This window comes from Streptococcus sp. C150 (assembly GCF_000187445.1).
Classification (GTDB): domain Bacteria; phylum Bacillota; class Bacilli; order Lactobacillales; family Streptococcaceae; genus Streptococcus; species Streptococcus raffinosi.
The window spans coordinates 832,128-857,921 of the sequence record NZ_GL698449.1; the positions used below are offsets into that span (position 1 = coordinate 832,128).

General features: G+C 38.3%; 27 protein-coding genes and 1 pseudogene. 4 read left to right on the forward strand and 24 right to left on the reverse strand.

Annotation, left to right across the window (positions count from 1 at the left end):
* Positions 1–9 precede the first annotated feature (9 nt).
* The 4 genes from HMPREF0848_RS03885 to glmS form a co-directional block, all read right to left on the reverse strand.
* Positions 10–639 (reverse strand): amino acid ABC transporter ATP-binding protein, encoded by a 630-nt coding sequence (locus HMPREF0848_RS03885; protein ID WP_008534763.1) that lies wholly within the window; start codon positions 637–639, stop codon positions 10–12.
* 8 nt (positions 640–647) lie between these two features.
* Positions 648–1,289: an amino acid ABC transporter permease gene (locus tag HMPREF0848_RS03890; protein WP_002888525.1), complete on the reverse strand. Its 642-nt coding sequence runs from the start codon at positions 1,287–1,289 to the stop codon at positions 648–650.
* Positions 1,290–1,484: 195 nt separating this feature from the next.
* The gene (locus tag HMPREF0848_RS03895; RefSeq protein WP_002888524.1) at positions 1,485–1,814 is read right to left on the reverse strand and encodes a zinc ribbon domain-containing protein YjdM; all 330 of its coding nucleotides are present in this window, start codon (positions 1,812–1,814) and stop codon (positions 1,485–1,487) included.
* Positions 1,815–1,924: 110 nt separating this feature from the next.
* On the reverse strand, positions 1,925–3,733 hold the full coding sequence (gene glmS / locus HMPREF0848_RS03900; protein ID WP_008534764.1) for a glutamine--fructose-6-phosphate transaminase (isomerizing): 1,809 nt from the start codon (positions 3,731–3,733) through the stop codon (positions 1,925–1,927).
* A 205-nt stretch (positions 3,734–3,938) separates the two neighbouring features.
* Between glmS and HMPREF0848_RS03905 the strand changes: the two genes are divergently transcribed.
* Entirely contained in the window at positions 3,939–4,847 is a 909-nt protein-coding gene (locus HMPREF0848_RS03905; protein ID WP_002888521.1) for a LysR family transcriptional regulator, read from the forward strand.
* A gap of 82 nt (positions 4,848–4,929) precedes the next feature.
* Here the strand turns inward: HMPREF0848_RS03905 and HMPREF0848_RS03910 are convergent, their stop codons facing one another.
* Positions 4,930–5,643, reverse strand: coding sequence for a glucosaminidase domain-containing protein (locus tag HMPREF0848_RS03910; RefSeq protein WP_008534766.1), 714 nt, complete (start codon positions 5,641–5,643; stop codon positions 4,930–4,932).
* Between the two features lie 171 nt (positions 5,644–5,814).
* On the opposite strand from HMPREF0848_RS03910, the gene HMPREF0848_RS03915 reads away from it, so the two are divergent.
* Positions 5,815–6,822 carry a YeiH family protein gene (locus HMPREF0848_RS03915; RefSeq protein ID WP_008534767.1) on the forward strand — a complete coding sequence of 336 codons (1,008 nt, stop codon included), beginning with the start codon at positions 5,815–5,817 and terminating at the stop codon, positions 6,820–6,822.
* 57 nt (positions 6,823–6,879) lie between these two features.
* Here the strand turns inward: HMPREF0848_RS03915 and HMPREF0848_RS10985 are convergent, their stop codons facing one another.
* From HMPREF0848_RS10985 to HMPREF0848_RS03930, 3 genes are all read right to left on the reverse strand, one after another.
* Positions 6,880–7,191, reverse strand: a complete 312-nt coding sequence (locus HMPREF0848_RS10985; protein ID WP_037608905.1) for a hypothetical protein — start codon at positions 7,189–7,191, stop codon at positions 6,880–6,882.
* 170 nt (positions 7,192–7,361) lie between these two features.
* Positions 7,362–7,760 carry a hypothetical protein gene (locus tag HMPREF0848_RS03925; protein WP_008534771.1) on the reverse strand — a complete coding sequence of 133 codons (399 nt, stop codon included), beginning with the start codon at positions 7,758–7,760 and terminating at the stop codon, positions 7,362–7,364.
* Positions 7,761–7,977: 217 nt separating this feature from the next.
* Complete coding sequence (locus tag HMPREF0848_RS03930) at positions 7,978–9,522, reverse strand: zinc ABC transporter substrate-binding protein AdcA (protein WP_008534773.1); 1,545 nt, start codon at positions 9,520–9,522, stop codon at positions 7,978–7,980.
* Between the two features lie 159 nt (positions 9,523–9,681).
* On the opposite strand from HMPREF0848_RS03930, the gene HMPREF0848_RS03935 reads away from it, so the two are divergent.
* A complete protein-coding gene (locus HMPREF0848_RS03935; RefSeq protein WP_008534775.1) occupies positions 9,682–10,509 on the forward strand; it encodes a PrsW family glutamic-type intramembrane protease in 828 nt (275 codons plus the stop codon).
* Between the two features lie 49 nt (positions 10,510–10,558).
* On the opposite strand, the gene HMPREF0848_RS03940 is transcribed toward HMPREF0848_RS03935, so the two are convergent.
* The 16 genes and pseudogenes from HMPREF0848_RS03940 to HMPREF0848_RS04010 all read right to left on the reverse strand — a co-directional run bounded on the left by HMPREF0848_RS03940 (position 10,559) and on the right by HMPREF0848_RS04010 (position 24,991).
* Positions 10,559–11,956 carry a C69 family dipeptidase gene (locus tag HMPREF0848_RS03940; RefSeq protein WP_008534777.1) on the reverse strand — a complete coding sequence of 466 codons (1,398 nt, stop codon included), beginning with the start codon at positions 11,954–11,956 and terminating at the stop codon, positions 10,559–10,561.
* Positions 11,957–11,973: 17 nt separating this feature from the next.
* Entirely contained in the window at positions 11,974–12,885 is a 912-nt protein-coding gene (whiA, locus tag HMPREF0848_RS03945; protein ID WP_008534778.1) for a DNA-binding protein WhiA, read from the reverse strand.
* Positions 12,882–13,856 carry a YvcK family protein gene (locus HMPREF0848_RS03950; protein ID WP_008534780.1) on the reverse strand — a complete coding sequence of 325 codons (975 nt, stop codon included), beginning with the start codon at positions 13,854–13,856 and terminating at the stop codon, positions 12,882–12,884. Before HMPREF0848_RS03950 ends, whiA begins: the two co-directional genes overlap by 4 nt.
* Positions 13,853–14,743 carry an RNase adapter RapZ gene (rapZ, locus tag HMPREF0848_RS03955; RefSeq protein WP_008534782.1) on the reverse strand — a complete coding sequence of 297 codons (891 nt, stop codon included), beginning with the start codon at positions 14,741–14,743 and terminating at the stop codon, positions 13,853–13,855. Before rapZ ends, HMPREF0848_RS03950 begins: the two co-directional genes overlap by 4 nt.
* Positions 14,724–15,494 carry a DUF1003 domain-containing protein gene (locus tag HMPREF0848_RS03960; protein WP_008534784.1) on the reverse strand — a complete coding sequence of 257 codons (771 nt, stop codon included), beginning with the start codon at positions 15,492–15,494 and terminating at the stop codon, positions 14,724–14,726. The genes rapZ and HMPREF0848_RS03960 overlap by 20 nt, the downstream gene beginning before the upstream one ends.
* 127 nt (positions 15,495–15,621) lie before the next feature.
* A pseudogene (locus HMPREF0848_RS10955) lies at positions 15,622–15,741 on the reverse strand (hypothetical protein); the annotation flags it as partial.
* A gap of 116 nt (positions 15,742–15,857) precedes the next feature.
* On the reverse strand, positions 15,858–16,349 hold the full coding sequence (gene queF, locus HMPREF0848_RS03965) for a preQ(1) synthase (RefSeq protein WP_008534786.1): 492 nt from the start codon (positions 16,347–16,349) through the stop codon (positions 15,858–15,860).
* Positions 16,350–16,404: 55 nt separating this feature from the next.
* Positions 16,405–17,121, reverse strand: a complete 717-nt coding sequence (gene queE, locus HMPREF0848_RS03970; protein WP_008534788.1) for a 7-carboxy-7-deazaguanine synthase QueE — start codon at positions 17,119–17,121, stop codon at positions 16,405–16,407.
* The gene (gene queD / locus HMPREF0848_RS03975; RefSeq protein ID WP_008534790.1) at positions 17,114–17,557 is read right to left on the reverse strand and encodes a 6-carboxytetrahydropterin synthase QueD; all 444 of its coding nucleotides are present in this window, start codon (positions 17,555–17,557) and stop codon (positions 17,114–17,116) included. Before queD ends, queE begins: the two co-directional genes overlap by 8 nt.
* Positions 17,557–18,210: a 7-cyano-7-deazaguanine synthase QueC gene (gene queC, locus HMPREF0848_RS03980; protein WP_008534792.1), complete on the reverse strand. Its 654-nt coding sequence runs from the start codon at positions 18,208–18,210 to the stop codon at positions 17,557–17,559. The genes queD and queC overlap by 1 nt, the downstream gene beginning before the upstream one ends.
* Before the next feature lie 172 nt (positions 18,211–18,382).
* Complete coding sequence (locus tag HMPREF0848_RS03985) at positions 18,383–18,763, reverse strand: RidA family protein (RefSeq protein WP_008534794.1); 381 nt, start codon at positions 18,761–18,763, stop codon at positions 18,383–18,385.
* Positions 18,764–18,874: 111 nt separating this feature from the next.
* Entirely contained in the window at positions 18,875–19,282 is a 408-nt protein-coding gene (locus tag HMPREF0848_RS03990; protein ID WP_008534796.1) for a hypothetical protein, read from the reverse strand.
* 25 nt (positions 19,283–19,307) lie between these two features.
* The gene (asnS, locus tag HMPREF0848_RS03995) at positions 19,308–20,654 is read right to left on the reverse strand and encodes an asparagine--tRNA ligase (protein ID WP_008534798.1); all 1,347 of its coding nucleotides are present in this window, start codon (positions 20,652–20,654) and stop codon (positions 19,308–19,310) included.
* Between the two features lie 38 nt (positions 20,655–20,692).
* Positions 20,693–21,874, reverse strand: a complete 1,182-nt coding sequence (locus HMPREF0848_RS04000; protein ID WP_008534799.1) for a pyridoxal phosphate-dependent aminotransferase — start codon at positions 21,872–21,874, stop codon at positions 20,693–20,695.
* Positions 21,875–21,876: 2 nt separating this feature from the next.
* Positions 21,877–22,359 carry a cell wall elongation regulator TseB-like domain-containing protein gene (locus HMPREF0848_RS04005; protein ID WP_008534800.1) on the reverse strand — a complete coding sequence of 161 codons (483 nt, stop codon included), beginning with the start codon at positions 22,357–22,359 and terminating at the stop codon, positions 21,877–21,879.
* Between the two features lie 145 nt (positions 22,360–22,504).
* Positions 22,505–24,991, reverse strand: a complete 2,487-nt coding sequence (locus HMPREF0848_RS04010; protein ID WP_008534801.1) for a bifunctional DnaQ family exonuclease/ATP-dependent helicase — start codon at positions 24,989–24,991, stop codon at positions 22,505–22,507.
* A 95-nt stretch (positions 24,992–25,086) separates the two neighbouring features.
* On the opposite strand from HMPREF0848_RS04010, the gene HMPREF0848_RS04015 reads away from it, so the two are divergent.
* The gene (locus tag HMPREF0848_RS04015; RefSeq protein ID WP_008534802.1) at positions 25,087–25,722 is read left to right on the forward strand and encodes an MBL fold metallo-hydrolase; all 636 of its coding nucleotides are present in this window, start codon (positions 25,087–25,089) and stop codon (positions 25,720–25,722) included.
* Positions 25,723–25,794: the final 72 nt, after the last annotated feature.

The window sequence follows — 25,794 nt, forward strand, 5'->3', positions numbered from 1 at the left end:
AAATCCTCACTATTTTGGATTGATAGTGACAATCTCATCAGCGATGTTCTGTGCGAACTGCATATCGTGAGTGATAACAATTTGCGTAATCCCTGTATCACGATTCTGCAAAATCAATTTCTCCACTTCTTGACGCAACTCAGGGTCCAGCGCTGATGTTGGTTCATCATAGCCGACGATTTTGGGATCAATCATCATAGCACGCGCAAAAGCAACCCGTTGTTTTTGTCCCCCAGAAAGAGAGTAAGGATAAGCATTTCCGTGAGCTCCAAGTCCTAAACGGTCAAGCAAACCTTGGGCTTTTTTCTGGGCATCTTCTTTAGACATTCCCATCGTCTTAATTGGCGAAAGCATCAGGTTATCTAAGACCGTCAAGTGCGGAAACAGTTGAAAATCTTGGAAAACAAAGCCCAGCAAATTACGACTTTCCATCTGATTCAAAGGAATCTCTTCATTTTCATAGATAATTTGCCCAGAATCAATGGTTTCAAGTCCCGCTAACATACGCAAAAGAGTTGTCTTACCACCACCAGATGGTCCAACGATAGCTAGGATTTTCCCCTCTTCAACAGTTAAATTGTATTTATCAAAAATTTTGTGTTGACCAAATTGCTTGGAAATATTTTTTAATTCTAACATAAGGTCTCCTATTTGTAGTAGTTGAATTTCTTTTCGATACGTTTAGAAGCTACAGTTACCACACCAACAAGGATAAGATAGATAGCTCCAGCCACAAACATAGGTGCTAAGGTCGCATCACGATTGGCAGCGGTACGACTTTCCAAAAGGAGGTCTCCGACTCCAAGAACATAAACCAATGATGAATCTTTAACCAAGTTAATAATTTCGTTGAAGATACTTGGCAAAACAATCTTGACCACTTGAGGAAGGATAACGTAGCGAATCGTTTGGAAAGGACTCAATTTAAGCATTTTGGCAGCTTCATATTGACCTTTCGGAATAGCCAAGATTCCTCCACGAAAAATCTCTGCAAAATAAGCTGCATAGTTAAGGGTAAAAGCAATAATGGCAGCTGGTAGACGGTCAAAGACAATCCCAACACTCGGAAGAACATAATACACAAATATCAGTTGCAAAAGGAGCGGTGTCCCACGCATAATCCAAACATAGAGGGTCAACAACCAATTTAAAGGTTTGAACTTAATCTGCATTAAGAAAGCAAGCACAATCCCTAATGGAATCGACAGTACGATAACAATGAAAAATACTTGAAGTGTAACTACCGCACCATTCAAAAGGGCTGGTAATACTTCCAAAACGTATGACATATAAACTCCTATAATTATTTAGTATTTTTGAATATTATACCAAAAAAAACGAAAAAAGGGTATAAAATTTTGAAAATACTAAAAGGAGAGAGGCCGAACTCATTGTAATGAACTTGAGTTCCCAGCCTCACTCCTCAAAGACTTAGCTAATATTAGCAATTGTAGTATTTAGGCTTACCTACCTATGCACTAATTTTAGACTTTCTTGACAAATTCAGATTTAAGTTTCATAGCACCAAAACCATCAATCTTACAGTCAATATTGTGGTCACCTTCAACTAAGCGAATATTTTTAACACGTGTTCCTTGCTTGATGTCTTTGGGAGCACCCTTAACCTTAAGGTCTTTAATAACTGTGACAGTATCACCATCAGTAAGACGTGTTCCGTTGCTATCAAGAACCACAAGCCCTTCTTCTACAACCTCGTTTGGATCCCACTCATAGGCACATTCTGGACAGACTAACAAGATACCATCTTCATAAACATACTCTGAGTTACATTTGGGACAATTTGGTAGTGACATATTTCTCTCCTAAAAATTCTGATATAGCTATTATTCTACTTTAGAATGAGTAATTACGCAAGAGTAAAAACAAACAACACCTCCTAGAAAAATCAGAGGTGTTGGCATTTTTATTCAACAGTAACTGACTTAGCCAAGTTACGTGGTTTATCAACGTCAAGTCCACGATGAAGCGTTGCAAAATAAGCAATTAATTGAGTTGGTACAACCATTGAAATTGGTGACAAATATGGATGAACGTTGTTAAGAACGATGTCATCACCTTCTTTAGCGACATTTTCTTCCGCAATAGTCAAGACTTTAGCACCACGTGCTGCTACTTCTTGAATGTTACCACGAGTATGGCTAGCAAGGACTGGATCAGACAAGAGAGCGATAACAGGCGTACCATCTTCGATAAGAGCAATTGTACCATGTTTCAACTCACCTGCTGCAAAACCTTCACATTGGATATATGAGATTTCTTTCAATTTAAGACTAGCTTCCATAGCCACATAATAATCTTGTCCACGTCCGATATAGAATGCATTACGTGTTTCTGCAAGAAGGTTGGCAACTTTCCCATCAATAACTTCTTTTTCAGAAAGTGTTGATTCGATAGATTGAGCCACGAGAGATAATTCGTGAACCAAGTCAAAGGCCTTAGCTTTTTCATTACCATTAACTTCGCCCACTGCTTTTGCCAAGAAAGCCAAAGTTGCAATTTGAGCAGTATAAGCTTTAGTTGAAGCGACAGCAATTTCTGGTCCAGCGTGAAGAAGCATTGTATGGTCTGCTTCACGTGAAAGCGTTGAACCTGGAACATTTGTTACTGTCAAACTTGGAATACCCATTTCGTTAGCTTTAACAAGAACCTGACGACTATCTGCTGTTTCACCTGATTGACTAATAAAGACAAAGAGAGGTTTCTTGCTAAGGAGTGGCATACCATAACCCCACTCAGAAGAAATACCAAGCTCAACTGGTGTATCAGTCAATTCTTCAAGCATCTTCTTAGAAGCAAAACCAGCATGATAAGAAGTTCCTGCTGCAAGAATATAGATACGGTCAGCATTTTGAACAGCCTTAATAATATCAGCATCCACAGTCACTTGACCCTTATCATCTGTATAGGCTTGAATAAGCTTACGCATCACTGTTGGTTGCTCATCAATTTCTTTGAGCATATAGTATGGGTATGTTCCTTTACCAATATCAGAAAGATCAAGCTCAGCTGTATAACTATCACGTTCTTTGACATTTCCATCATAGTCTTGAACTTCAACACTATCCGCCTTCACGATAACCAACTCTTGATCGTGAATTTCCATATATTGATTTGTTTCACGAATCATAGCCATGGCATCTGAGCAGACCATATTAAAGCCATCACCAAGACCAATCAAAAGTGGTGATTTGTTTTTTGCCACATAAATTGTTGAGGCATCTTCTGAATCCATGAGGGCAAAGGCATATGATCCACGAATAATATGAAGAGCCTTCTTGAAAGCTTCAAGGGTTGACAAACCGTCTTCTTCAACAAATTTACCAATCAAGTGAACAGCAATTTCAGTATCGGTTTGACCTTTGAAATGATGACCAGAAAGGTATTCTTCCTTAATTTCAAGATAGTTTTCAATAACACCATTATGAACCAAAACAAAACGTTCTGTTTCTGAGCGGTGTGGGTGAGCATTGTCCTCTGTCGGTTTCCCGTGAGTCGCCCAACGAGTATGTCCAATACCAGATGTTCCCTCTACTCCTTTAGTCTTAGCAGCAAGTTCTGCAATACGGCCCACAGCCTTAATTAGTTGACTAGATGTATCACTAGCTACAAAGATACCAGCTGAATCATAGCCTCGGTATTCTAACTTTTCAAGTCCTTGAATCAAGATATCAGTTGCATTTGTGTTCCCTACAACACCGACAATTCCGCACATATTTTTTATATAACCCCATATTAAGGAGGTTATGTCTCCTTCATTTTAAATTGGTATAGTCAATAAGCTCTTAAGAAAGCTTAACGATGACAGTATATTCCATATATTTAACATTGTCAAGCATAAAAATTGGTATAGTCCTAAAAAGAACTTTTAACGCTTCTTATCCTAAGGAATAATCCTTAAAATATGCTATAATAAAGCTATGCGAATTCAACAGTTACATTATATTATTAAAATCGTCGAAACCGGCTCTATGAATGAGGCCGCAAAACAACTTTTCATTACTCAACCGAGTCTTTCTAATGCTGTCCGTGATTTGGAAAGAGAAATGGGGATTGATATTTTCATCCGTAACCCTAAGGGAATCACCTTAACCAAGGATGGGGTCGAGTTCCTTTCCTATGCCCGTCAGGTAGTGGAACAAACTAACCTTTTGGAAGAACGTTACAAAAGTCATACCGAAACACGTGAATTGTTCAGTGTTTCTTCACAACACTATGCCTTTGTGGTTAATGCCTTCGTCTCACTTCTCAAGAGAGCTGATATGACACGTTATGAGCTCTTCTTACGTGAAACTCGCACTTATGAAATCATTGAAGACGTTAAGAACTTTCGATCAGAAATCGGCGTCCTCTTTCTTAATAGCTATAATCGTGACGTCTTGACTAAGATGTTTGATGACAACCGTCTCACATATACCAGTCTCTTTAAAGCTAGACCTCATATCTTTGTCAGCAAATCAAATCCATTGGCCAAGCATGAAATTGTCTCTTTAGAAGATTTAGAAGACTTCCCATACCTTAGTTACGATCAAGGGATTCATAATTCCTTCTACTATTCCGAAGAAATTCTCTCACAAATTCCCCACAAAAAATCTATAGTAGTTTCAGACCGTGCGACCCTCTTCAATCTATTAATTGGTTTGGATGGTTACACAATTGCCACTGGTATCTTAAATAGTAACTTAAATGGTGACAACATTGTCTCTATTCCACTCGATATTGATGATGAAATTGATATTGTTTACCTGAAGCATGAAAAGGCAACACTCTCTAAAATGGGGGAACAATTTCTAGATAACCTTGTTAAAGAAGTCACTTTTGACAACTAAGCTAACGACTTCTCATCTTAATCCCCACACATGTTGTTGGGGATTTTTAAGTGCGCAAAAAAGAGCCTTTCGACTCTTACTATTATTTATAATTTTTATAGCTTGCCCAAGCCTCGTCTATAGATAAAGTTTCAGCGTCCGTGTAAGACCCTCTATAGCGATTCCAAACAAGACTACCAGTTGAACCTGTTGTTTGGGTAACTGGAGCTTGGTCATAGGCAGTAAGACCATAGTAGGCAATAATACTGTTCAACTTAGAAGCATAAAGACTATCTGTAGCATATGTTCCTGTAAGTGCTTGAGTAGCATCCGCATAACTGCTTGTATTAGATTTCCAAGTTCCAGCATAAGTTGATGATGTCATCAAAGCGGCGTAATCCGCCAAAGAGTCGCTCAAGCTACCATAAGAACGGAACGGCTGATCAACCTCATAAGTTTTCCCTGTACCATCATCTTCCCAAGTACGCATTGTTACCGAGTTTCCATTGTAAGTTCCTTTAATTCCAAAAAAGTTGTAATAAGGTGCTTGACTAAGACCTGACTGCCCAGAATTCGATTCAAGAATAGCTTGAGCAATTAGAACAGAAGCATAGATATTATAGTCTTGACCAATTTGTCTCGCAGTTTCACCGATACTACCAATAAAAGCAGTAGTCGTTTGGTTATAAGCAGCTTCAGCTTTAGCGTTGACACTGTTATCATTTTTTCTATCGGTTGTAAAAGCTAAGACTAAAAATAATGAACAAATAAAAGCTCCCACAATAAAAATCAAATACTTCTTTAAATGACGATACATATAGCCTTCCTTCTTAAGATTTCCCATTATAATATTTTAATACTATTCTATCAGAAAAAAAGACCCTTAGCAAGTTATAGAGATGTTTTCCCAAAAAACAAGCCCTAATAACACCTTTACATAGCCTAAATAATAAGATATAATGTAGGTAATTTTTAAGGAGATGAAAAAATGAAAATCAAATCATTCTTACCTGGTATAAGTATTGCAATACTTATTTCGCTTGTAGCTTGGTATCTTGGAATATTATTTCCTATTATCGGAGGGCCTGTCATTGGCCTTTTCATTGGCCTCTTGTTTGGCAGTTTAATTACAGACTCTGAAAAACTTAAAACTGGAATACAATTCACATCCAAAAAAGTATTACAATACGCTGTTATTCTTCTAGGGTTTGGGCTAAACCTTTCTCAAGTTTTCCAAGTTGGCTTAACCTCACTTCCTATCATTTTAGTCACTATTGCTACGGCACTCAGTACGGCTTATATCATTCACCGGTTATTTAAGTTAGACAGCGAAATTACTACTTTAGTAGGAGTTGGTTCTTCAATCTGCGGAGGTTCTGCTATTGCTGCAACAGCACCTGTCATCAAAGCGAAAGATGAATCCATAGCCACAGCAATCTCGGTAATATTCTTTTTTAATATCTTAGCGGCTCTGTTCTTCCCTCACTTGGGATCTTGGCTAGGACTTAGTAATGAAGGATTCGCCATATTTGCTGGAACAGCCGTTAACGATACTTCGTCTGTAACTGCCACTGCCAGTTCTTGGGATAGCTTGCACGGAACATCGATTTTAGAGCAAGCAACAATTGTTAAGTTAACTCGTACTCTTGCAATCATTCCTATTACACTTGGCCTATCTATATGGCAATCAAAAAAGGAAAATAGAAAAGAGTCATTTTCTATAATCAAAGCTGTTCCTAATTTTATTCTCTGGTTCCTAGTGGCTTCTCTCATTACAACTGTTACAACGTCTCTTGGCGCATCCGCTACTGTTTTTGCTCCTTTAAAGAACCTTTCAAAGTTTATGATTATCATGGCAATGACAGCTATCGGTTACCAAACAAATCTGAAGAAACTCATTACCAAAGGCGGATCCGCTCTACTAGTTGGGGGGCTCTGTTGGGTATTGATTAGCCTCGCATCTCTGCTCATGCAAAAAGTATTAGGACTCTGGTAAAATATAAATACAAAAAAACTCACAAACTATTCGTTTGTGAGTTTTCATCACGATATGTCATTTCTTATACTCGAAGATGTAGGTTTGAACAACCTTATCCCCTTCATTTGATACATGCAAATCAACATCATAACTCTTAGTTTGGCCACTAAAGTCTTGAACTTTATATATGCCATCTTTTTTAGCTGTAGAAGATGACTGACCAGAATAATGCTTAATTTCCAAACTTGAAGTCTTGTCTAAAGACAATGGGAAGAGTTCATTTAAAGAATAAAGGCCATAGAACGCAAAACATAAAAGGCTTAGTGAAGCAAGACTCACCAAATAATATTTACAAAAAGAACCCCATTTCAACCCCTGATTACTCACTTCGTTATTATCTTCCTTTAATCTTTAGTTCTTTTTATTAGAGTATTTTCAAATTTTATTTTACACATATTTGAATATTTTGTCAAATTATTTGGTATTTTAAATGTATGTTATATCTACTTAATAGATTAATATGATTCTATCAGGGTAAACTAAAAGCCGTTAGCAAGCTAGCGGCAACTTTTTATTTCTGAAACAATATATTCTAGGCGTCTATAGAGACCAAGCAATAGGTCATAACTACGATTTTCATTTTCTTTCAAAACTGTATAAACTGTTGTTGCATAGGTAAATGCAAAGAAGTCATCTATGTCCTTTAGCCAATCATCAATAACTCCTAAATTTTGATCGATAATCGTGAATAAACTTGGCTGGTACCAGATAGTTCCTTCAATATAAAGATTTTTATCAGATAATTTAGACAGGGATACTTTTAGGTCAGCAAGCTCTCTTTTGGCAAGATTAGGGTCAATCTTTAAATCAAAAAGTAATCGTGCATCATGATTAAGAATATCGAGTTCTGCTTGCAGCAGTTGAATATAGTGTATCGCTACTAAATACTGGTTCATGGGTCTCTCCTGGTCATCTGAAAATCGTAATATTATTGTACCACTAAAGAATGAAAAAAAGTAGTAATAATTTAATTTTTTCATGATTTTTTAGAAAAATTTTTTTGTTTAAATCTTCTATTTTAAAATTATTGCACAAGCTATTTTTCTAAGAGTTTAAAAATGAAAGATTTTTTAAAGAAGAAAAATCACTCAAAATATGAGTGATTTAATAGTATCAGTGACTGATCATTTCTTGTGCGATATCAAAGCCACTGAGTTTTGCTGGATAGTAAGTTGGCCAATTATCCATCTCTTTTAGAATCTCATCTTGACTGCTATTTCCAAAGAAAATATGGAAATGTGCTGAAGTTGTTGAATCTATTTGATGGTCCGAGAATTGGACATATTGATAAGGATTATCCGCCGCTTGACTGTCAGTAGCTGTGAAAAGATAGCGAACACCTTTCTTACCAGAAGCATAGGTCAAAACCTTATAGCCGTCATAACGATAAGTATGTGTCACACTACTTCCATCAGTCTTAGTGAAAGTCATAGTCATTTTCTTACCATCAATCGAAATTTTAGAAACGTCTGTTTGATACCCTTTAGTATAGTAATCCTTATACTCTTGTGCTGTTTTATCCTTGTTCATTAGAGATTTGTATTCGAATACTTGGTCTAAAGTACCATCTTGAAGGTAAGGATAAACAGATTGCCAATCACCTGACCAATCAGTTAGTTTTCTATCTTTAACATCTTTGTCATCAAAATAGCCATTTTGGACTGTTTTCTTATCATCACTTCCAGATTCTGGTTGGATGGCTTTACCTTCAACATCAGTAGTCAAACGAAGATTTTTTAAATTTTCGTTCATGACGCTGACATAATTTTCACCTTTTTTCAACTGATCCTTGGTTAAAGATTCAATCGGATTTAAAACTGCTGTCTTAACACCTACTTCATTGGCTAAGGTCTTAGCAACACTACTTGAAGCATTCTCTTCAAAGTAGATATAATTAATGTTATATTCTGAGACATACTTAGAAAGACTAGCAATACGTTTAGCCGATGGATCAGACTCAGCAGAAACACCTGAAATTGGCACTTGTGTCAAACCGTAATCTAAGGCTAGATAAGCAAAAGCTGAGTGTTGTGTTACGAAACTCTTCTGTTTGGCTTGACTGAGTGCTTCGGTATACTCTTTATCTAAGGTTTGTAATTTTTTAAGGTATTTCTCTGCATTTGTTGTAAACACCGCTTTCTTGTCAGGGTGTTGCGCAATCAAACCATCTCTAATGGTTTCTACCAACTTTTGAGCACGTTTTGGTGACAGCCAGAGATGGGGATCATACTCATGGTGATGACCTTCTTCCCCGTGTTCATGCTCTTCTTCCTCAATACCAGGAAGAAGAACCATACCCTTACTTGCCTTAATGACTTTAGTATGTTTGGTGTTAATGGTTTTTTCAACCTTTGGAACCCATGTTTCCATATTTTCATTTAGATAGACAAAAGTGTCAGCCTTTTCAATATCAGCGACATTCTTTGTAGAAGGCTGAAAATCATGGGCTTCACTTCCTGCAGGAATAAGATAAGACACCTCTCCCTCATCACCAACAACCTGCTTGGTGAATTCATAAACGGGATAAAAACTTGTAACGACTTTCATATCACCATTGTCTTTTGAACTATGTTGGCTAGTCGTATAATAAATACCTGCACCTGCTGCTAGAACAATCGCTGCTAGGCCTGCTAGGCCAAAAATACGTTTCTTTTTCATAATAATCCTTTCAAAAAATACTTAACCAGTTAATAGTTTACTGGTTAAGTATATCACACTATTTTTATTTTGCAAGTCCTAAAATAAAAAAATTGAAATATTTCGGTGTAAATGAATTATTTGTTATACTGGAAGTATCATTTGGAAAGTAGGTTATACATGTTTCGAAAATTAACCCTGTATATTTTTTTGTTACTTTCAGCCATTGGCCTGACTTATGATACCCAATCATACACTTCAGGTGCTCTGTCTGGTTCAGCTTACGGTATCATTGGGCTATCAACACTCATTGCACTATGTTATATCGTTCCAGCTTTATTTCTTATTTATCATTTAGGTGAAAAATGGCAGGTTAGACCACTTGTGCTAGCTTTTGCCCTAATTGGTGGTCTCTTTATCACGGGATGGATAGCAGGTTATGCCAATACCTTCTCTCATGAATGGGTAACGGCCCACCTATCTTCGAAACATTTTTTCTATCGTTTTGAAGATGCTATTATGGCTCCTCTTGTTGAGGAACCTCTCAAACTAGCAGCTTTTCTCTTTGCTATCTATATGGTACCAACAAAAAGTTACAAAGGGCTCTTACTTGTTGCTATAACAGCTGGTCTAGGTTTTCAGATTAGTGAAGATTTCTCCTATATCCTTTCAGATTTACCTGATGGTTTTTCTTATACGATTTCGGGAATCCTTGGCCGCAGTATTGGTGTCGTATCATCTCACTGGCTTTATACGTCCTTCTTTGCTATGGGCTTAATCTTAATATGGCGTTCATGTCGAAAGCTTATTAATCAAAAATACTGTCTTATTGGCTTCCTTTATGCCTGTGGTGCTTTTGCCGCTCATTTTGCTTGGAACTCACCTCTTCGAAATTTAGAAAGTGATTTTCCCTGGGCTTCAGGACTTCTTATTTCAATTAATCTTTTCTTCTTCATTATGCTTTACCAACTGCTATCTAGGCTTGATGAAGAAAATAGCCATAGTTAAAGCACTAAAAAACCTTTCCATTTTTTATGGAAAGGTTTTTTTGATAAGTCTAATCACTCATTGAGAATCGGTTGGTCATTAAATTGCTAGCATCATCTAAGACTTTTGCCAATAGTTTATCTGTTTCTGACTGAATCTGGTCACTAATTTTTTGATTTTCAGCTTCAAAATCAATACTCTCACCATTTGCCAAAGCCGTATCGACACGATTAATCATGGCATGGCCAAGAGCCATAGTTGTTTCGACATAGTCATCCAAATCAGCTTCGTGATGTTGAAAATGAGAATCACAGATGGCAGCAATCAAGCGATTACTCCAGTAGAAATTGCCTGTGTCAACCTTATCAGTTGTTTGACAGAAATAAGCAGGCGTTGTACCAACTTGAGTCCAAAATGGTACCATGGTTCCAAAAGGCATTGATCCATAGGCTAACCATTGGATACCAGTCGTTTCAGAAGGTTTATGAGGACGCATTTGCAAGAGAGCTGTATGACTCGTACGATTAATACCAATTGGACGGAATTGACGTTGACTAACAGCATCACCTTGAGGGCCATAAGGATCATAAGGGGTGTCTTGATAATGAAGGCTCAAAACATATTTAACGTCTTCAACTGTAATTTTGCGGTAAGGTTTTTGACCCCATGGAATGAAGAATGATTTTGGATCATACTCCTTTTCTGGATTCAAAAACTTTTGCATAGCCCAAGCACGTGGTGTATTGTAATGACGGTCCTTATCTCGCTGGCTACCAAAGGCATATCGTGGATTGAAGTGTTCGTTAGAATAAGTCAAATCCAAATGATGCTTATTAATAAAGTCACGAATATCTGGTGAAGCGAGATAGTCATCTGGATTTTCAAATTCATAATGATCAATACCTAGTTGATTTGGATTGGTAACATAAGCATCATCCGGAACACGTCTAGCAATCCAATGGTGACCACCAATTGTTTCTAGCCACCAAATTTCTTCAGTGTCAGAAAAAGCAATACCATTTGACTCATAAGTTCCATAAGTTTCAAGGAGTTGTCCCAAGCGAAGAACACCTTCACGAGCAGTCTTAATATAAGGTAAAACCAGAGTCAGCATATCTTCTTCGCCAAATCCATCTTTAACAAGAGGATCCGCACCAAGAACACGCGCATTGGTTGTGATTGTTTCCGTTGCACTCATAGCAACATTCGCTGAGTTAATACCGGCTTCTCCCCATATACCATCTTTACCAAGGGCATCTGGTACGGAAGTATAACCTAATGGATTATCTGGCAAATCAATCGAAAAATCGCTAAGCACAGATTGGTAATGACGTGGTTGGTCCTCGGGTGTTACTACAAGAAACTCTTTAGGTGTGAAAACACCTGATTGAGAGTCTTCAGTACGGGCAATCATGGTAGAGCCATCATATGAGGCTTTCTTACCTACTAAAATCGTTGTACAAGCCATAAAAGCTTCCTTTCTACTTACAAATCGTCCGCAATTTTATTTATTTTTCTGAGACGATGGTTGACACCACTTTTGGTCAAAGGCGGTTCGATACTATCAGCGATTTGCTGGATTGAGTAATCTGGATTGGCAATACGGAGTTGAGCAATTTGACGCAGTTCAGCCGGCAAAATTTCCAAGCCAACCGTATCCATAATCTTGATAATGTTATTGATTGTTTTCATGCTAGCACTAATAGTCCTAGCGATATTAGCCGTTTCAGCGTTATTAGCTCGATTGAGGTCATTTCTCGTCTCTCGCATAATCTTAACTTCTTCGAAAATTTCCTTTGAAGTCATGGCTCCAATGACAAGAAGAAAATCCATAATATCTTCTGCTTTTTGAAGATAGGTCACAAAGCCATTTTTATGTTGCAAAACCTTGGCATCAAGCATAAATTTTTTCATGAGAGAGGCTAAATCCTCAGCGTGGTCCTGATAAACAGAGAAAATTTCTAATTGATAACGTCCTTTTTCAGGGTCACGTACCGTTCCTGTTGCCAGAAAAGCCCCTCGTAAATAAGACCTTCCAGCCTCATCGTCTTCCATTATTGACGTCTCAATCCCTGTCTCAAAGCCAAAGAAAGAATCCGCCAATTGTAAATCAGACAAAATATCATTGGCTTGGTCCGCCACAAAAACCGTGTAGACACGATTTTTCTTGAGATTCGTCTTATTATGGTGTCTTAATTCAGGGGCAATATGATAGCGACTCTCCATTAATTGATAAATGTGACGAGCAATCTTTGCATTCTCTGTCGAGATAGAGAGTGTCAGCCCTTGATTGGTCAAACCTACAGAACCAGACATCTTAATAAAAGCTGACAATTCAGCCTTATCTTTGGTTGATTCAGCAATGATCTCTTCTTTAACCTTGATTGTGAAACTCATGACTTCTTCCTCACTAAATGCATGAGTTCTTCAACGACTAAATCACCATCGTGGAAGGCACCTCCATTTTCTAGGCGAAGAAAATTAGATGAGACAACTGTTTTTGCTTCACGACGTAAACCGTTGAAATCATGGTCAACCTGAACAAGGTATTCGTCAAACTTGTTATTCGTCATATATTCCAATGGAACTTTTTCGATATTTACCAGAACATTATCAATCACATCAGAGCCAAGATGTCGATTAAGCACAGCCACATGGTCAGCATCCGAAAATTGTTCTGTTTCACCATATTGAGTCATGATATTACAAATATAAGTAACATCAGCCTTAGTCTCAATAAGCGCTTGACGAATCTCAGGGATAACTAAGTTAGGTAAAATAGATGTATAGAGAGAACCAGGGCCAAGGATTATCATATCACTATTTAAAATAGCATCAACAACCTTACGACTTGCCTTTGGTTCATCCTCATTATAAGCATTGGTTACATAAACACGCTCAATCATGCCATCATACTTGGCAATACTACTCTCACCAGCGACCTCATGTCCATCACGAAATACCGCATGCAGTGTCAAGGCTGTTTCACTGGCAGGGTAAATCCTGCCTGTCACATGAAAGAACTTGGTTAAAAGCTGCATGGCGTTGTATGTAGATCCCTGCATTTCTGAAATTCCTGCGATAACAAGATTCCCAAGAGGATGACCAGCCAATGCACCATCAGTTTTGTCAAAACGATATTGGAAAACACGTTCATAAAGTTTAGGCATATCACTCATAGCTACCAAAACATTACGCAAATCCCCTGGAGGTGTCAGTTGCATGATATCACGTAAATTTCCTGAAGAACCGCCATCATCAGCCACGGTTACAACAGCAGTAATATCAACATCTTTATGGCGCAAACTACGAAGAATGACTGGAATACCAGTTCCTCCACCTATTACTGTAATTTTTGGTTTGTTCATGAACGATTCACCGTCTCCTTACGTCGATCTTTATCACGATGTGTTTCGTTGACCGTCCAATCATTTTTCAACTCTTGAGCCAATCGATGTGCAAAAGCTACACTGCGGTGTTGACCACCTGTGCAACCAACAGCAATAGTGAGAACAGATTTACCTTCTTTTTGGTAACCCGGTAAGATTGGTTTAATAAGTTGAGTCAAATGACTGTAAAACACCTCTGATTCCTTGTGTTCCATAACATAATCATAAACTTCTTGATCCAGACCAGTCTGGTTACGAAGAGCAGGATCATAATAAGGGTTTGGCAAGAAACGCACATCAAATACCAAATCTGCGTCTAAAGGCAAGCCATATTTGAAACCAAAACTCAAGACCTCAATACGGAAAGAAGTCTGATCCTCTGTAGATGAAAACTGTTCAGAAATGGTCTTACGAAGCTGACGTGGGGTCATTTCAGTTGTATCTACAACGTTTTGGCTCAAGCTCTTAAGTGGTGATAAGAGTTCACGTTCAAGCTTAATCCCATCCAACACACGACCATCTGCAGCCAAGGGGTGGCTACGACGTGTCTCTTTATAACGAGAAACTAATTCACCATCTGTGGCATCCAAGAAAAGAATCTTGAAATTAAGTTCCTGATTACTTTCCAAATTGTCTAAAATGACATTTACCTCGTCGAAAAACAATCGACTACGCATGTCAACAACTAAGGCAATCTTAGAGGTCTGTTCACTATGTTTTACCAACTCAATAACCTTAGGCACCAATGAAGGTGGCATATTATCGATGGTAAAGTAACCTAAATCCTCAAAGGATTGAATCGCCACAGTCTTACCTGCACCACTCATTCCTGTTACGATAACTAAATCAATTTGATTCGTCTCCATGAATCTCCCTTTCTAATCCTTTTTCCTTCATCATTCGAATATCATCTGACATCTTCTCAACTTGTTGACTAACAGCCATTATCATTTCTGTCTGCAATTTTTGGATGGTAAGCAAATCAGACTGGTCTTGTTGCACCAAGTGATCAATCTTTTCATGCAAAAAACGAATCTCTTCCTTAGACTGTTTATTCACATGATAGTCATTTCGGGCTTGCAAACGGTCATAATCCGATGCACGATTCTGGCTCATCATAATCAATGGTGCTTGAACCGCCGCCAAGGTTGATAAGGCCAAGTTAAGCAAGATAAATGGATACTTGTCAAAAGAAATTCCAAATGGTTGAATGACATTTAGTGCCATCCAAATCCCCATAAAAGCTATAAACGACAAGATAAAAGTCCAAGATCCACCAAATCGTGCCACTTCATCCGCAACTTTTTGACCAAAAGTAATCCGACTATCCAATTGTTCCTGGACGTCCTGATACTCATACAACAAATTTTTGGTCACATCATGTACTGTCTCACGTACATGCTCGTTCTTTTCATTGGCACTAGCAATGATTTCATCAAGAAAAACCAATCTATAATCCAAAAGACTGATATTGCTAATAAAATCATGTCCTTGTACAAGAGGATAATCTTTTTTTACAAGCACCTGTATCCGACTGTTAAGTCGTTCAAAGTAAGAGCCATCTGTTTCATCAAACCACTCTTTAGAGATATAATCCTGAACTCTCTTTACCTGCATATTGTCGCCTTCTTTCTAGGCTCTATTATACCACAATGAATCCTTAATCGTTCAATGGATAAAGGAAAAGAATCCAAGATTAGTCTCAGACTCTTTCCTCTTTTAGGATATTTGATTGAAAATCATATTATTGGTAATTCAAAGTCCAGTAATAAGTACCATCTCCAGCAATGACGCAAGCTACTGCAGCTTGAGTCGTATTAGGATTCATAAGCAATTCACGAACACCACTATTCAACCATTTATTAGCAACAACTGAACCATCTGATTCTCAACGGTAGACAATACCAGAACTATCATATGTATGTGAAATATCTTTGGCATGTGGAAGGGTTGTTCAAAAATAATAGGCTTTGGACAATATTAACGATTATCAATATTTTCTGGGTAGAGGTCGTGATTAAAAAGTCGTTGCTCTGCCATTTTTTCATACTTAGTTTCTGGACGACCGTAATTAAAATATGGGTCAATTGAAATACCACCACGAGGTGTAAATTTACCCCACACCTCAAGGTAGCGAGGATTCAAAAGCTCCACCAAATCCTTACCAATGGTATTGATACAATTTTCGTGGAAATCTCCGTGATTACGGTAACTAAAGAGGTAAAGCTTCAATGATTTAGACTCAACACAGAGCTGGTCTGGAATATAAGAAATATAAATGCTGGCAAAGTCAGGTTGCCCAGTAATCGGACAAAGTGAGGTAAATTCTGGACAGTTGAATTTGATAAAGTAATCATTATCAGTATGACGATTATCAAAAGACTCCAAGACTTGTGGAGAATATTCAAAAATATAAGGTGTCTCCTTATTACCTAGGAGAGTGAGTTTTTTCATTTCTTCTTGTTGTGACATTTTTCTTCCTTTTCTTGTATAATTTTGATGGTTGTAGGATGTCCTTTCATCCTTCCTAAACACCACGCTCATTGTCGTAGAGTAGGGTATGCAGTTGAGGGAGGACACGGACGTTCCCCCACGAATCATCTGCAGCTACTGTCTCCCAGAGTTCTTTGAGGCGTTCTAGTTGGTACTGGACAATATTTCCTTCTGCTTTGGGTTCAGGATTACCAGCTGAGAGAAACATCACATCTGGCTGATAACGTTCCTGAATCATTTTAGCAAAATCCAAGTCAGCATCGTCAAAGACGGGAACCTTGAAGGTCACTTTATCAGGATCAAGCTGAGAGACAATAAAATCAAGTGTTTCCAAATTGACTTCCATCTTTGATGATGGTGGTTTCGGGCTTAGAGTAATCTGATCAATATCTCTTAGCCACTCCTGCCAACGAGATCCTTGGGTTTCAACAGCCAAAGTTACGCCTCTCGCCTTGAGTTTTGAAACGAGTTCCGCCATATTGGCTGCTAAAAGCGCTGGATTTCCTCCAGATAGAGTAACATAGTCATAGGTACCGAGCGCATCCAAAGCTGCAATCACTTCATCGGCTGTCATTCGAGTAGGCTTCTCTGAGCCATCCCAAGTGAAGGCTGAATCACACCAATCACAGTGGTAATCACACCCTGCTGTTCTCACAAACATGGTCTTTTGCCCGATGGCTCGACCTTCCCCTTGAAAGGTCGGTCCAAAAATTTCAAGTACTGGTAGTTTAAGTACGCGTTCCCTAGTCATCCAACCACTCCCGTCTAAACTCTGCAAAAGCTGTTGGTGTTTCATAAAGGCGTACATATTCCAAACGAAGTCCCCTCTCCTCTGGCAGATGTTGACTCGTCATCTGGAAAATCCAGAAAACCATATTTTCCGCAGTTGTGTTCATATAAGGCAAAGTTTCATTGAGATAACGGTGATCCAGATGAGGTTCCAGATAATTCTTATAAATATTCTTAAGATCACCAAAATCATAGGTCATGCCACGCTCATCCAAGTAACCACTCACTGCTATTTGAAGATGGTAGGTATGACCATGAAGCGATTTGCATTTTCCTTCATAATGAAAGAGATGATGGGCAGCATCAAAAGTAAACTCTTTAGAAACCAATGTACGGTGAGGATTATAAACCAAAGACTCACCTGTTTCAGTCTTGATTTCTTTAGGTGCAAAAAACATTAAGCTTCTCCTCTTTCTGCAAGATATTTTTCAAGACCTCTTTGACGCAAATGACAGGCAGGACATTCCCCACATCCTGTACCTATGATACCGTTATAGCAAGTCAGCGTTTTTTCACGAACATAGTCGAAAGCTCCAAGTTGATCAGCCAACGCCCAAGTCTCAGCCTTATCCAACCACATGAGTGGCGTTTGGATGACAAAATCATAGGCCATGGCAAGGTTAAGTGTGACATTAAGTGATTTGACAAAAACATCACGACAGTCTGGATAACCAGAAAAGTCTGTCTCACAAACACCTGTCACAATATCAGTAATCCCACGTTGCTTAGCCAACACAGCAGCGAAAGAAAGGAAAAGATGATTACGCCCGTCCACAAAGGTATTAGGCACTTCACCTTCTTCAGACTCAATCTCAATATCAGATGTTAAGGCATTTTCAGTAATTTGTCCAAGCAAGGACATATCCAAAACATGGTGTTTAAGACCTTGCTCTTTTGCAATCTCTTTAGCTACTTCAATTTCCAAGCTATGACGTTGCCCGTAAGCAAAAGTAACTAGTTCAACAGTTTCATAATGTTTTAAAGCCCAAAATAGGCAGGTTGTAGAGTCTTGACCGCCACTAAAGACGACCAAAGCAGATTGACGATTCATAATATTCCTCTTTATCTCTGATGTTTGAGACACATAAAAAGCTCCCTAGAGGGAGCCAAAAAACGCCATTACTGGTTTTTTTTAGCGATGGTGTCTCCCAAACATCGAAAATTTATTTCAGCTATAGTTTATCACAGTTGAGCCAAAAAGAAAAGAGCCAAGGCTCTCTTCATTAATCAATCTCAGCAATAACTTCGATTTCAATTTTAACGTCTTTTGGCAAGCGTGCCACTTCAACTGCTGAACGAGCAGGAAAGTCAGCTTTAAATGCAGTTGCATAAACTTCGTTAAATGGAACGAAATCGTTAATGTCACTTAGGAAGCATGTTGTTTTGACAACATGATCAAAATCTGTTCCAGCTTCCGCCAAAATGGCACCAACATTTTTTAGCACTTGTTCAGTTTGTTCTTGAATGGTTTCACCAATGATTTCACCTGTTTCTGGTGACAATGGTACTTGACCAGAAGCAAACAAAAGATTTCCTACGATTTTACCTTGAACATAAGGACCGATTGCTGCGGGTGCTTTATCAGTATGAATAGTTTTTGCCATGATAATTTTTCTCCTTTGTCTAATATGCTGTTATTATAGCAAAATATTCTGAAAATTGAAACAGGTATTTTCAAAAAGAAAAGAATTAGCTCAAGACTAATCCTTCTCTTATTATTTCAGATACTTTTTGACATAGTCATAGTAATCCGGTTTTTCTTTTTTATTGAGCGCAAAGAGCATTTGGCCTTTCAGGGGCTCTTTATCATTATTGGGTTGCAAAAAGAGGGCTGTCTCTTTTGATTTTGTGGGGAAAAATACAGTATAACTGGTTTCATTTCCTTGGTCTTTCAACTTAAGAGAATAATAAGTAAAACCATCTTTAGCTTTAGGACCATTCAAAGTATAATCATAGTCCTGCTTACCAATCGTTACTTTATCTTTCTTAAAAATGATCTTATAATCTTTTTTAAGAGCGTCCTGAGCTTTCCACTCACCTTGTAAAGAGGGAGCAGATTTGCTACAAGCAACCATTAAAACCAAACAAAGTAAGGCTGACAAGCCAAGTAACCATCTTTTCATACACCTGCACTCCTAGAAAATTGACTTATGGTTTGATACGGTGCAACATACGTGGGAATGGAATAGCTTCACGAATGTGTTTCGTACCAGCTACAAAGGTAACCATACGTTCAATACCAATACCAAAACCACCGTGAGGTACTGAACCGTATTTACGAAGGTCAAGGTAGAATTCGTATTCTGTGCGATCCATACCGAGTTCATCCATCTTAGCAACAAGCGCATCGTAGTCATCCTCACGCATTGAACCACCGATGATTTCTCCGTAACCTTCAGGTGCCAAAAGATCGGCACAAAGAACACGCTCAGGATTACCAGGAACTGGTTTCATGTAGAATGCCTTGAAACTTGCTGGATAGTTAACAACGAATGTTGGAACACCAAAATAGTTAGAAATCCAAGTTTCATGTGGTGAACCAAAGTCATCCCCATGTTCAAGATGCTCGTAGTCTGTATCTTCGTCATTTTCATGGGCTTGAAGAAGGTCGATTGCTTCATCATAAGACACACGCTTGAAAGGCTCAGCAATGTATTTCTTAAGAAGATCGACATCACGTTCAAGAATTTCAAGAGCTTGTGGTGCACGGTCAATAACGCCTTGAATAAGAGCTTTGACATATGCTTCTTGCAAATCAAGCGACTCATCATGTGATAAGAATGAATACTCAGCATCCATCATCCAAAACTCAGTCAAATGACGACGTGTTTTTGATTTTTCAGCACGGAAAACAGGACCAAAGTCAAAGACACGACCAAGAGCCATAGCACCAGCTTCAAGATAAAGCTGACCAGATTGGCTCAAGAAAGCAGGTGTTCCAAAGTAGTCTGTCTCAAACAATTCTGTTGAATCTTCGGCAGCGTTACCAGACAAGATTGGACTATCAAATTTGATGAAGCCATTTTTATCAAAGAAATCATAAGTTGCATAGATAATGGCATTACGAATTTGTTGGATAGCCATTTGCTTACGTGAACGCAACCAAAGGTGACGATTATCCATCAAGAAGTCTGTACCATGTTCTTTGGGTGTGATTGGGTAATCTTCAGATTTACCAATAACTTTCACTGCTGTTACATCAAGCTCATAACCAAATTTAGAGCGTTCATCTTCTTTGACCACACCTGTCACATAGACAGATGTTTCTTGACTAAGGTGTTTGACAACATTAAATTTTTCAGTACCTTCTTCTTCACCGTATTTTTCGATAAAGTTAGGTTTGAAAACGACAGCTTGGAAGAAAGCAGTCCCATCACGCAACTGAAGAAAGGCCAATTTCCCTTTTCCAGATTTGTTAGCTACCCAGGCACCAATAGTGATTTCTTCACCAACGTGTTTAGGCACATCAATAATTGAAACTAATTGTTTAGACATGTAAATTACTTCTCTTTTCTGTTGAACTATATTAAAATTTATTTTTCCATAAATGCTTTGATTCGGCTAACAGCCTCTTTCAAAGTATCTAGGTCTGTAGCATAGCTGAGACGAATATTTTCAGGAGCACCAAATCCTGCTCCAGTTACCAATGCGACTTCAGCCTCTTCAAGGATGGCATTGGTAAAATCATTGACATCTGTATAGCCTTTGATTTCCATAGCCTTTTTAACATTAGGGAAGAGGTAGAAGGCACCTTGAGGTTTGATAACTTCAAATCCAGGCACTTCAGCTAAGAGTGGGTAGATGGTATTCAAACGTTCTTCAAAAGCTTGACGCATTTCTTCGATAGAAGTTTGATCTCCTGTCAAAGCCTCAATAGCAGCATATTGAGAAACGGCTGTAAGATTAGAGGTTGTTTGACTGATGACCTTAGCCATACCTGCAATAATCTCTGGATCACCAACAGCAAAACCAACACGCCAACCTGTCATGGCATAAGTCTTTGAAACACCATTGATGACAATAGTTTGCTTACGAATGGCATCAGAAAGACTTGAAATTGGTGTGAAACTATTGCCATTGTATACCAAGCGACCATAGATATCATCAGCTAAAATCAAAATATCATGCTCAACTGCCCAATCGCCAATTGCTTGCAATTCCTCCTTGCTATAAATCATTCCGGTTGGATTTGATGGTGAATTAAGCAAGACCACTTTCGTTTTTTCAGTGCGAGCTGCCTCAAGCTGTTCTACTGTAGCTTTAAAGTGATTTGCTTCAGTCGTTTGGAAAGTGACCGGAACACCTTCAACCATTTTCACTTGATCTACATAAGAAACCCAACAAGGCGTTGGAATGATTACTTCGTCACCAGGATTGATAACAGTAGCAAAGAAAGCGTACAAAATAAACTTAGCACCAGTTCCGACTACAACTTCATTTGGTTTTACAGAATAACCATAGAATTTGTCCATATAGCTACCGATAGCTTCTTTGAGTTCTGGAAGACCAGAGGCTACGGTATAAAAACTTGCTTTACCACTTTCGATAGAGGCAATAGCAGCTTTCTGAATATTCTTTGGAGTAACGAAATCTGGCTCTCCAAGTGTCAAACTCAAGATATCACGTCCTTGAGCTTTTAGGGCTTTAGCACGCGCACTGGCTGCTAAAGTAACACTTTCACCCATTTCTAATACACGATTTGATAATTTTGTCATTTTTATAGTCCTTCCACTTTAATAACCTGACCCGAGATAAAATCGACCAGAAAATACTTGGTTCCTGACTTCACTTCCCAAATAGGAGTTTTCTTATACTTTCCTAAATGCACATAAGAAATCTTCTTAGCACCATACGCCTTGGCAGCTTTCTCTGCTACTGACTTACTAATACCATCAGACTGCTTGTAAATATCAACCACACCTGAATCTTTACTGACAATGAGGGCAAGCTTTTCACCTTTACTCGTTTTACCAAGAAGACCATAATAGGTCTCTAGACCATGGTAGATATCAAATTCAGAAACAGTCCTAATATCCGCCTTACTCTCAGCTATGGCAATCACTTGCTTTTCAGCATCAATATAGGGCTTTGTCGCTACAATCAGTAAAGCTGTCATAGAGGCAATTAAGGTCGCAACGATTGTAATTATTCCCAAAATAATCTGTTGCTTTTTCGTCAAAGCTGATCGTTGTTTACGCATAATTTCTCCTAAAAAAGTTTCTGAAATTATTATATCAGAAAATGATAAATCTTTACATAGCTATGTCGCTAGTAATGGATATTTAACGTCATCTTTTTAGGTCTGAGAAACTCTTTCATCTTAAAATTTGATTGATATTATATAGCTAACTTTCCTTTTGCAGAAATGTCTGGATATCTTCATTGAATGTCTTAAATTTAGTTCGTTCAAGCGAAATCTCTTGAGAAACTTCTTTCAAAAATAGCTTCCCATAGCTCTTGACTAGGGGGCGGTTGTCTAAAAGAAGTATAGCTGAACGCTGATCCGGACGTCTTTGCGAACGCCCAATAGCCTGTTTAAAACGCAAAATTGTCATAGGAAGACTGTAGCTATTAAAAGTATGCTTCCCTTGTTTAGAAAACCACGACTCCAATTTTTGATAGAATGGATCTTTAGGATTGTCAAATGGAAGACGTGCGATGACCTCAATAACCCTATCTTGTTGAGCAAAATCAACACCTTCCCAGAAAGAACCCATTCCAAGAAGCATATTAGTCTCACCTCTATCAAAACGTTTTTTGACGTTAAAAGCCGTACCGTTCTTTTCTTGAGTGAGGTGATGTACTTCCTGTAAATCCAGCAAATCTGAGACAGCTAACATGCTTTTTCGAGATGTGAATAAGACTAATATAGGATATTCCGTTTTAGTCAACTTCTGAAGACGTTTTGCGACAGCTTTATCATAGTCTTCTTCAGATACAACACCAATCATAGGCATGCTTTGATCAATCCAAATTGCCTGACTGAGAAGGTTGTCCATTGGAAGACTAACCTTATGCACCTGATTTAGCCCTAATAAATCTGCCACATCAACTTCAGGACCAATATCAATGGTTGCTGAGACAATCAACACCTTCTGAGCACTCGGAAGATAGGCAGACAGTTTCAAAAGTTCCTGACGTGAAGCCTTTAGATAAGACACCCGATGTTCCTGATAGTAGTCAGTTTCAAGCCAAAAATGGCTGTAAAGGGGTGTTTGAAATGGAGATAACATTTCCACCAAACCGCTTTCCCCTTCAAGTTCAGTTATGGTCTGAAGCAAACAATCTAATTGCTGACGATTATACTGTTTTTGTGGGAATTGTTGGTGTTCCTGAATCAAATGACTAATTTCAAACTGCAAATTTTCAAGTAAACGCTGTTGCAGTAAGGATGGGTTACCATGATCAAGAATACGATGGATCTGTTGCAAAAGACTTGTTAAATTCACTTGGTAACGAGAAAATTGTTCTAAAGCCAGAACCATCTTTTGCCCCTCATCAATGACAAGCGTTTTCCCTCTGACAAAATCATGGTCATCCTCCATACGGGTTAAGAGATAGGCATGATTAGTGACAACAACTTTAGCCTCTTTGGCCTTTTGATAGGACTGTTGCCAAAAATCGTAATCCTTAAAAAGACTATCTGCCTTTAACTTACCATCATGTTTAATCTCATCAAAATAAGCCATGTAGCGCTGCTTCTGTCTTATCTCGTCAAGATCACCAGTCTCCGTCTCTGTCAACCAAACCAAAAGTTGCATCTTATAGCGATTGACCAAACGATTACTATCCTGACGTAGTAAGGTTTGATAAAAGGAATCCAACTTAATATAATTCTGCGGTCCCTTAAGGCTGTGAAAATTAATATTGAAGATTTCAGCTAAACTTTTAGCTTCTTGACTCATAATTTGATTTTGAAGAAGCTTGGTTGGAACAGCTACAACGACTTTATCTACATTTGCTTGTGCCAAAATGGGAAGAAGATAGCCATATGTTTTCCCAATTCCTGTCTGAGCTTGAATCATGGAAATGTCAGTATTATCCAGTTCTTTTCTGACCGCCTCAGCAAATTTTTCTTGCTTATGTCTTGTTTCCAAACCTAGGAGTGCAATATTGGTTTCAAAATCTTGAGATAATTTGCGTTCATTCTTATAAGTCAATGGCTTTCGAAGGACAATACCAGACTCCTCAAGCATGATATACTCTTTCGCAAGTTCATGCTTTTGTCCTCTTATGGCATCACGAATGACTAACTCAGACTCAAAAAGCAAATTATCAGAAAAGGTCAAGAGTAAATCAATGGTTTGTCTAGGTAAACTAGCTATTTTATCCATTAAATGAAAAAGAAGTTGACCTGTAGCCCTTGCATCCTCAATAGCAGTATGGGCTTGAGCTAAGTCAAGATTTAAGACCTTAGATAAATGAGAGAGTTTATAGTGTTCCAATGTCGGATAAAAAACCTGAGCCAACTCAACTGTATCAACACGGGGTGTCCTTAATTCATAGCCCTCCATGAAAAGAGCTTCTGAGAGTAGGTTGGCATCAAATTTGACATTATGGGCAACAAAAATACAATCTTCAATTAAGTCAAAAATCTTACGAGCGATTTCTGAGAAATCTGGTGCCTGAGCTAACTGCTGATCTGTAATACCCGTCAAATGAATAATATGATCATCGAGTTTTTGGTGCGGGTTCACATCACTTGCAAATTCGTCAATCACCTGACCATTTTGCATGATGACAATTCCCACCTGTATAATACTAGCCATTGACGAGGCAAATGTTGCTTCCAAATCAACAATGGCATATTTATTGGTGTTTTTTTCACTCATAGTGACCTTATTATAGCATATCCAAAACACCAAAAAAAGACAAAGTCTTTATTCCAACAATGGAAAAAGCCTAAAAATCGTGTTACACTAGTCCTATGAAAATAAAACGAATTTTAAACCCTGTTGCTCAGGAGAATACCTATATTTTAGAAAACGATACAGCTTGTTTAGTCATTGATCCAGGAAGTGATACTTCTAAAATCTTGACAGAGCTTGAAGTTATTTCCAAACCCATCTCAGCTATCCTTTTGACCCACACGCATTACGATCACATTATGAGTGTTGAAGCTATCCGTCAAGCGCATAAGCATCCTCCTGTTTATGTCGCTGAGGCTGAAAAAGACTGGTTGATGAATCCTGTTGATAATTTATCTGGTCTTCCACGTCATGATGATATGGAGGATGTGATTGTCAATCCTGCTGACTACTACTTTGATTTCACCAAGGACTATAACATTAGCGACTTCTATTTTAAAGTTGTTCCAACTCCTGGACATTCTATTGGCGGTGTTTCCTTTATCTTTGACAAGGAAGAGACTGTTTTTTCTGGTGATGCCCTCTTTAAAGAAACAGTTGGGCGATGGGACCTTCCAACAGGTAACCACGACCAGTTACTCTCTAGCATTCAAAAGCAACTCTTCACTCTTCCTAATCACTATCGAGTTTTCCCAGGTCATGGATGGGACACCACTATCGGTCACGAAAAAGTCTTTAACCCACATTTTTCATAAAAAGATAAGCTCATCACTGCCGTTCTCACTTTGGCAATGTTGGGCTTTTTGAGTACAGAAAAAGAAGACCCT

Excerpts from the sequence above, each read along its gene's own strand:
- HMPREF0848_RS03885 (WP_008534763.1), bottom strand. The coding sequence starts at position 639 with ATGTTAGAATTAAAAAATATTTCCAAGCAATTTGGTCAACACAAAATT.
- HMPREF0848_RS03890 (WP_002888525.1), bottom strand. The coding sequence starts at position 1,289 with ATGTCATACGTTTTGGAAGTATTACCAGCCCTTTTGAATGGTGCGGTA.
- HMPREF0848_RS03895 (WP_002888524.1), bottom strand. The coding sequence starts at position 1,814 with ATGTCACTACCAAATTGTCCCAAATGTAACTCAGAGTATGTTTATGAA.
- glmS (WP_008534764.1), bottom strand. The coding sequence starts at position 3,733 with ATGTGCGGAATTGTCGGTGTTGTAGGGAACACAAATGCAACTGATATC.
- HMPREF0848_RS03905 (WP_002888521.1), top strand. The coding sequence starts at position 3,939 with ATGCGAATTCAACAGTTACATTATATTATTAAAATCGTCGAAACCGGC.
- HMPREF0848_RS03910 (WP_008534766.1), bottom strand. The coding sequence starts at position 5,643 with ATGTATCGTCATTTAAAGAAGTATTTGATTTTTATTGTGGGAGCTTTT.
- HMPREF0848_RS03915 (WP_008534767.1), top strand. The coding sequence starts at position 5,815 with ATGAAAATCAAATCATTCTTACCTGGTATAAGTATTGCAATACTTATT.
- HMPREF0848_RS03925 (WP_008534771.1), bottom strand. The coding sequence starts at position 7,760 with ATGAACCAGTATTTAGTAGCGATACACTATATTCAACTGCTGCAAGCA.
- HMPREF0848_RS03930 (WP_008534773.1), bottom strand. The coding sequence starts at position 9,522 with ATGAAAAAGAAACGTATTTTTGGCCTAGCAGGCCTAGCAGCGATTGTT.
- HMPREF0848_RS03935 (WP_008534775.1), top strand. The coding sequence starts at position 9,682 with ATGTTTCGAAAATTAACCCTGTATATTTTTTTGTTACTTTCAGCCATT.
- HMPREF0848_RS03940 (WP_008534777.1), bottom strand. The coding sequence starts at position 11,956 with ATGGCTTGTACAACGATTTTAGTAGGTAAGAAAGCCTCATATGATGGC.
- whiA (WP_008534778.1), bottom strand. The coding sequence starts at position 12,885 with ATGAGTTTCACAATCAAGGTTAAAGAAGAGATCATTGCTGAATCAACC.
- HMPREF0848_RS03950 (WP_008534780.1), bottom strand. The coding sequence starts at position 13,856 with ATGAACAAACCAAAAATTACAGTAATAGGTGGAGGAACTGGTATTCCA.
- rapZ (WP_008534782.1), bottom strand. The coding sequence starts at position 14,743 with ATGGAGACGAATCAAATTGATTTAGTTATCGTAACAGGAATGAGTGGT.
- HMPREF0848_RS03960 (WP_008534784.1), bottom strand. The coding sequence starts at position 15,494 with ATGCAGGTAAAGAGAGTTCAGGATTATATCTCTAAAGAGTGGTTTGAT.
- queF (WP_008534786.1), bottom strand. The coding sequence starts at position 16,349 with ATGTCACAACAAGAAGAAATGAAAAAACTCACTCTCCTAGGTAATAAG.
- queE (WP_008534788.1), bottom strand. The coding sequence starts at position 17,121 with ATGACTAGGGAACGCGTACTTAAACTACCAGTACTTGAAATTTTTGGA.
- queD (WP_008534790.1), bottom strand. The coding sequence starts at position 17,557 with ATGTTTTTTGCACCTAAAGAAATCAAGACTGAAACAGGTGAGTCTTTG.
- queC (WP_008534792.1), bottom strand. The coding sequence starts at position 18,210 with ATGAATCGTCAATCTGCTTTGGTCGTCTTTAGTGGCGGTCAAGACTCT.
- HMPREF0848_RS03985 (WP_008534794.1), bottom strand. The coding sequence starts at position 18,763 with ATGGCAAAAACTATTCATACTGATAAAGCACCCGCAGCAATCGGTCCT.
- HMPREF0848_RS03990 (WP_008534796.1), bottom strand. The coding sequence starts at position 19,282 with ATGAAAAGATGGTTACTTGGCTTGTCAGCCTTACTTTGTTTGGTTTTA.
- asnS (WP_008534798.1), bottom strand. The coding sequence starts at position 20,654 with ATGTCTAAACAATTAGTTTCAATTATTGATGTGCCTAAACACGTTGGT.
- HMPREF0848_RS04000 (WP_008534799.1), bottom strand. The coding sequence starts at position 21,874 with ATGACAAAATTATCAAATCGTGTATTAGAAATGGGTGAAAGTGTTACT.
- HMPREF0848_RS04005 (WP_008534800.1), bottom strand. The coding sequence starts at position 22,359 with ATGCGTAAACAACGATCAGCTTTGACGAAAAAGCAACAGATTATTTTG.
- HMPREF0848_RS04010 (WP_008534801.1), bottom strand. The coding sequence starts at position 24,991 with ATGAGTGAAAAAAACACCAATAAATATGCCATTGTTGATTTGGAAGCA.
- HMPREF0848_RS04015 (WP_008534802.1), top strand. The coding sequence starts at position 25,087 with ATGAAAATAAAACGAATTTTAAACCCTGTTGCTCAGGAGAATACCTAT.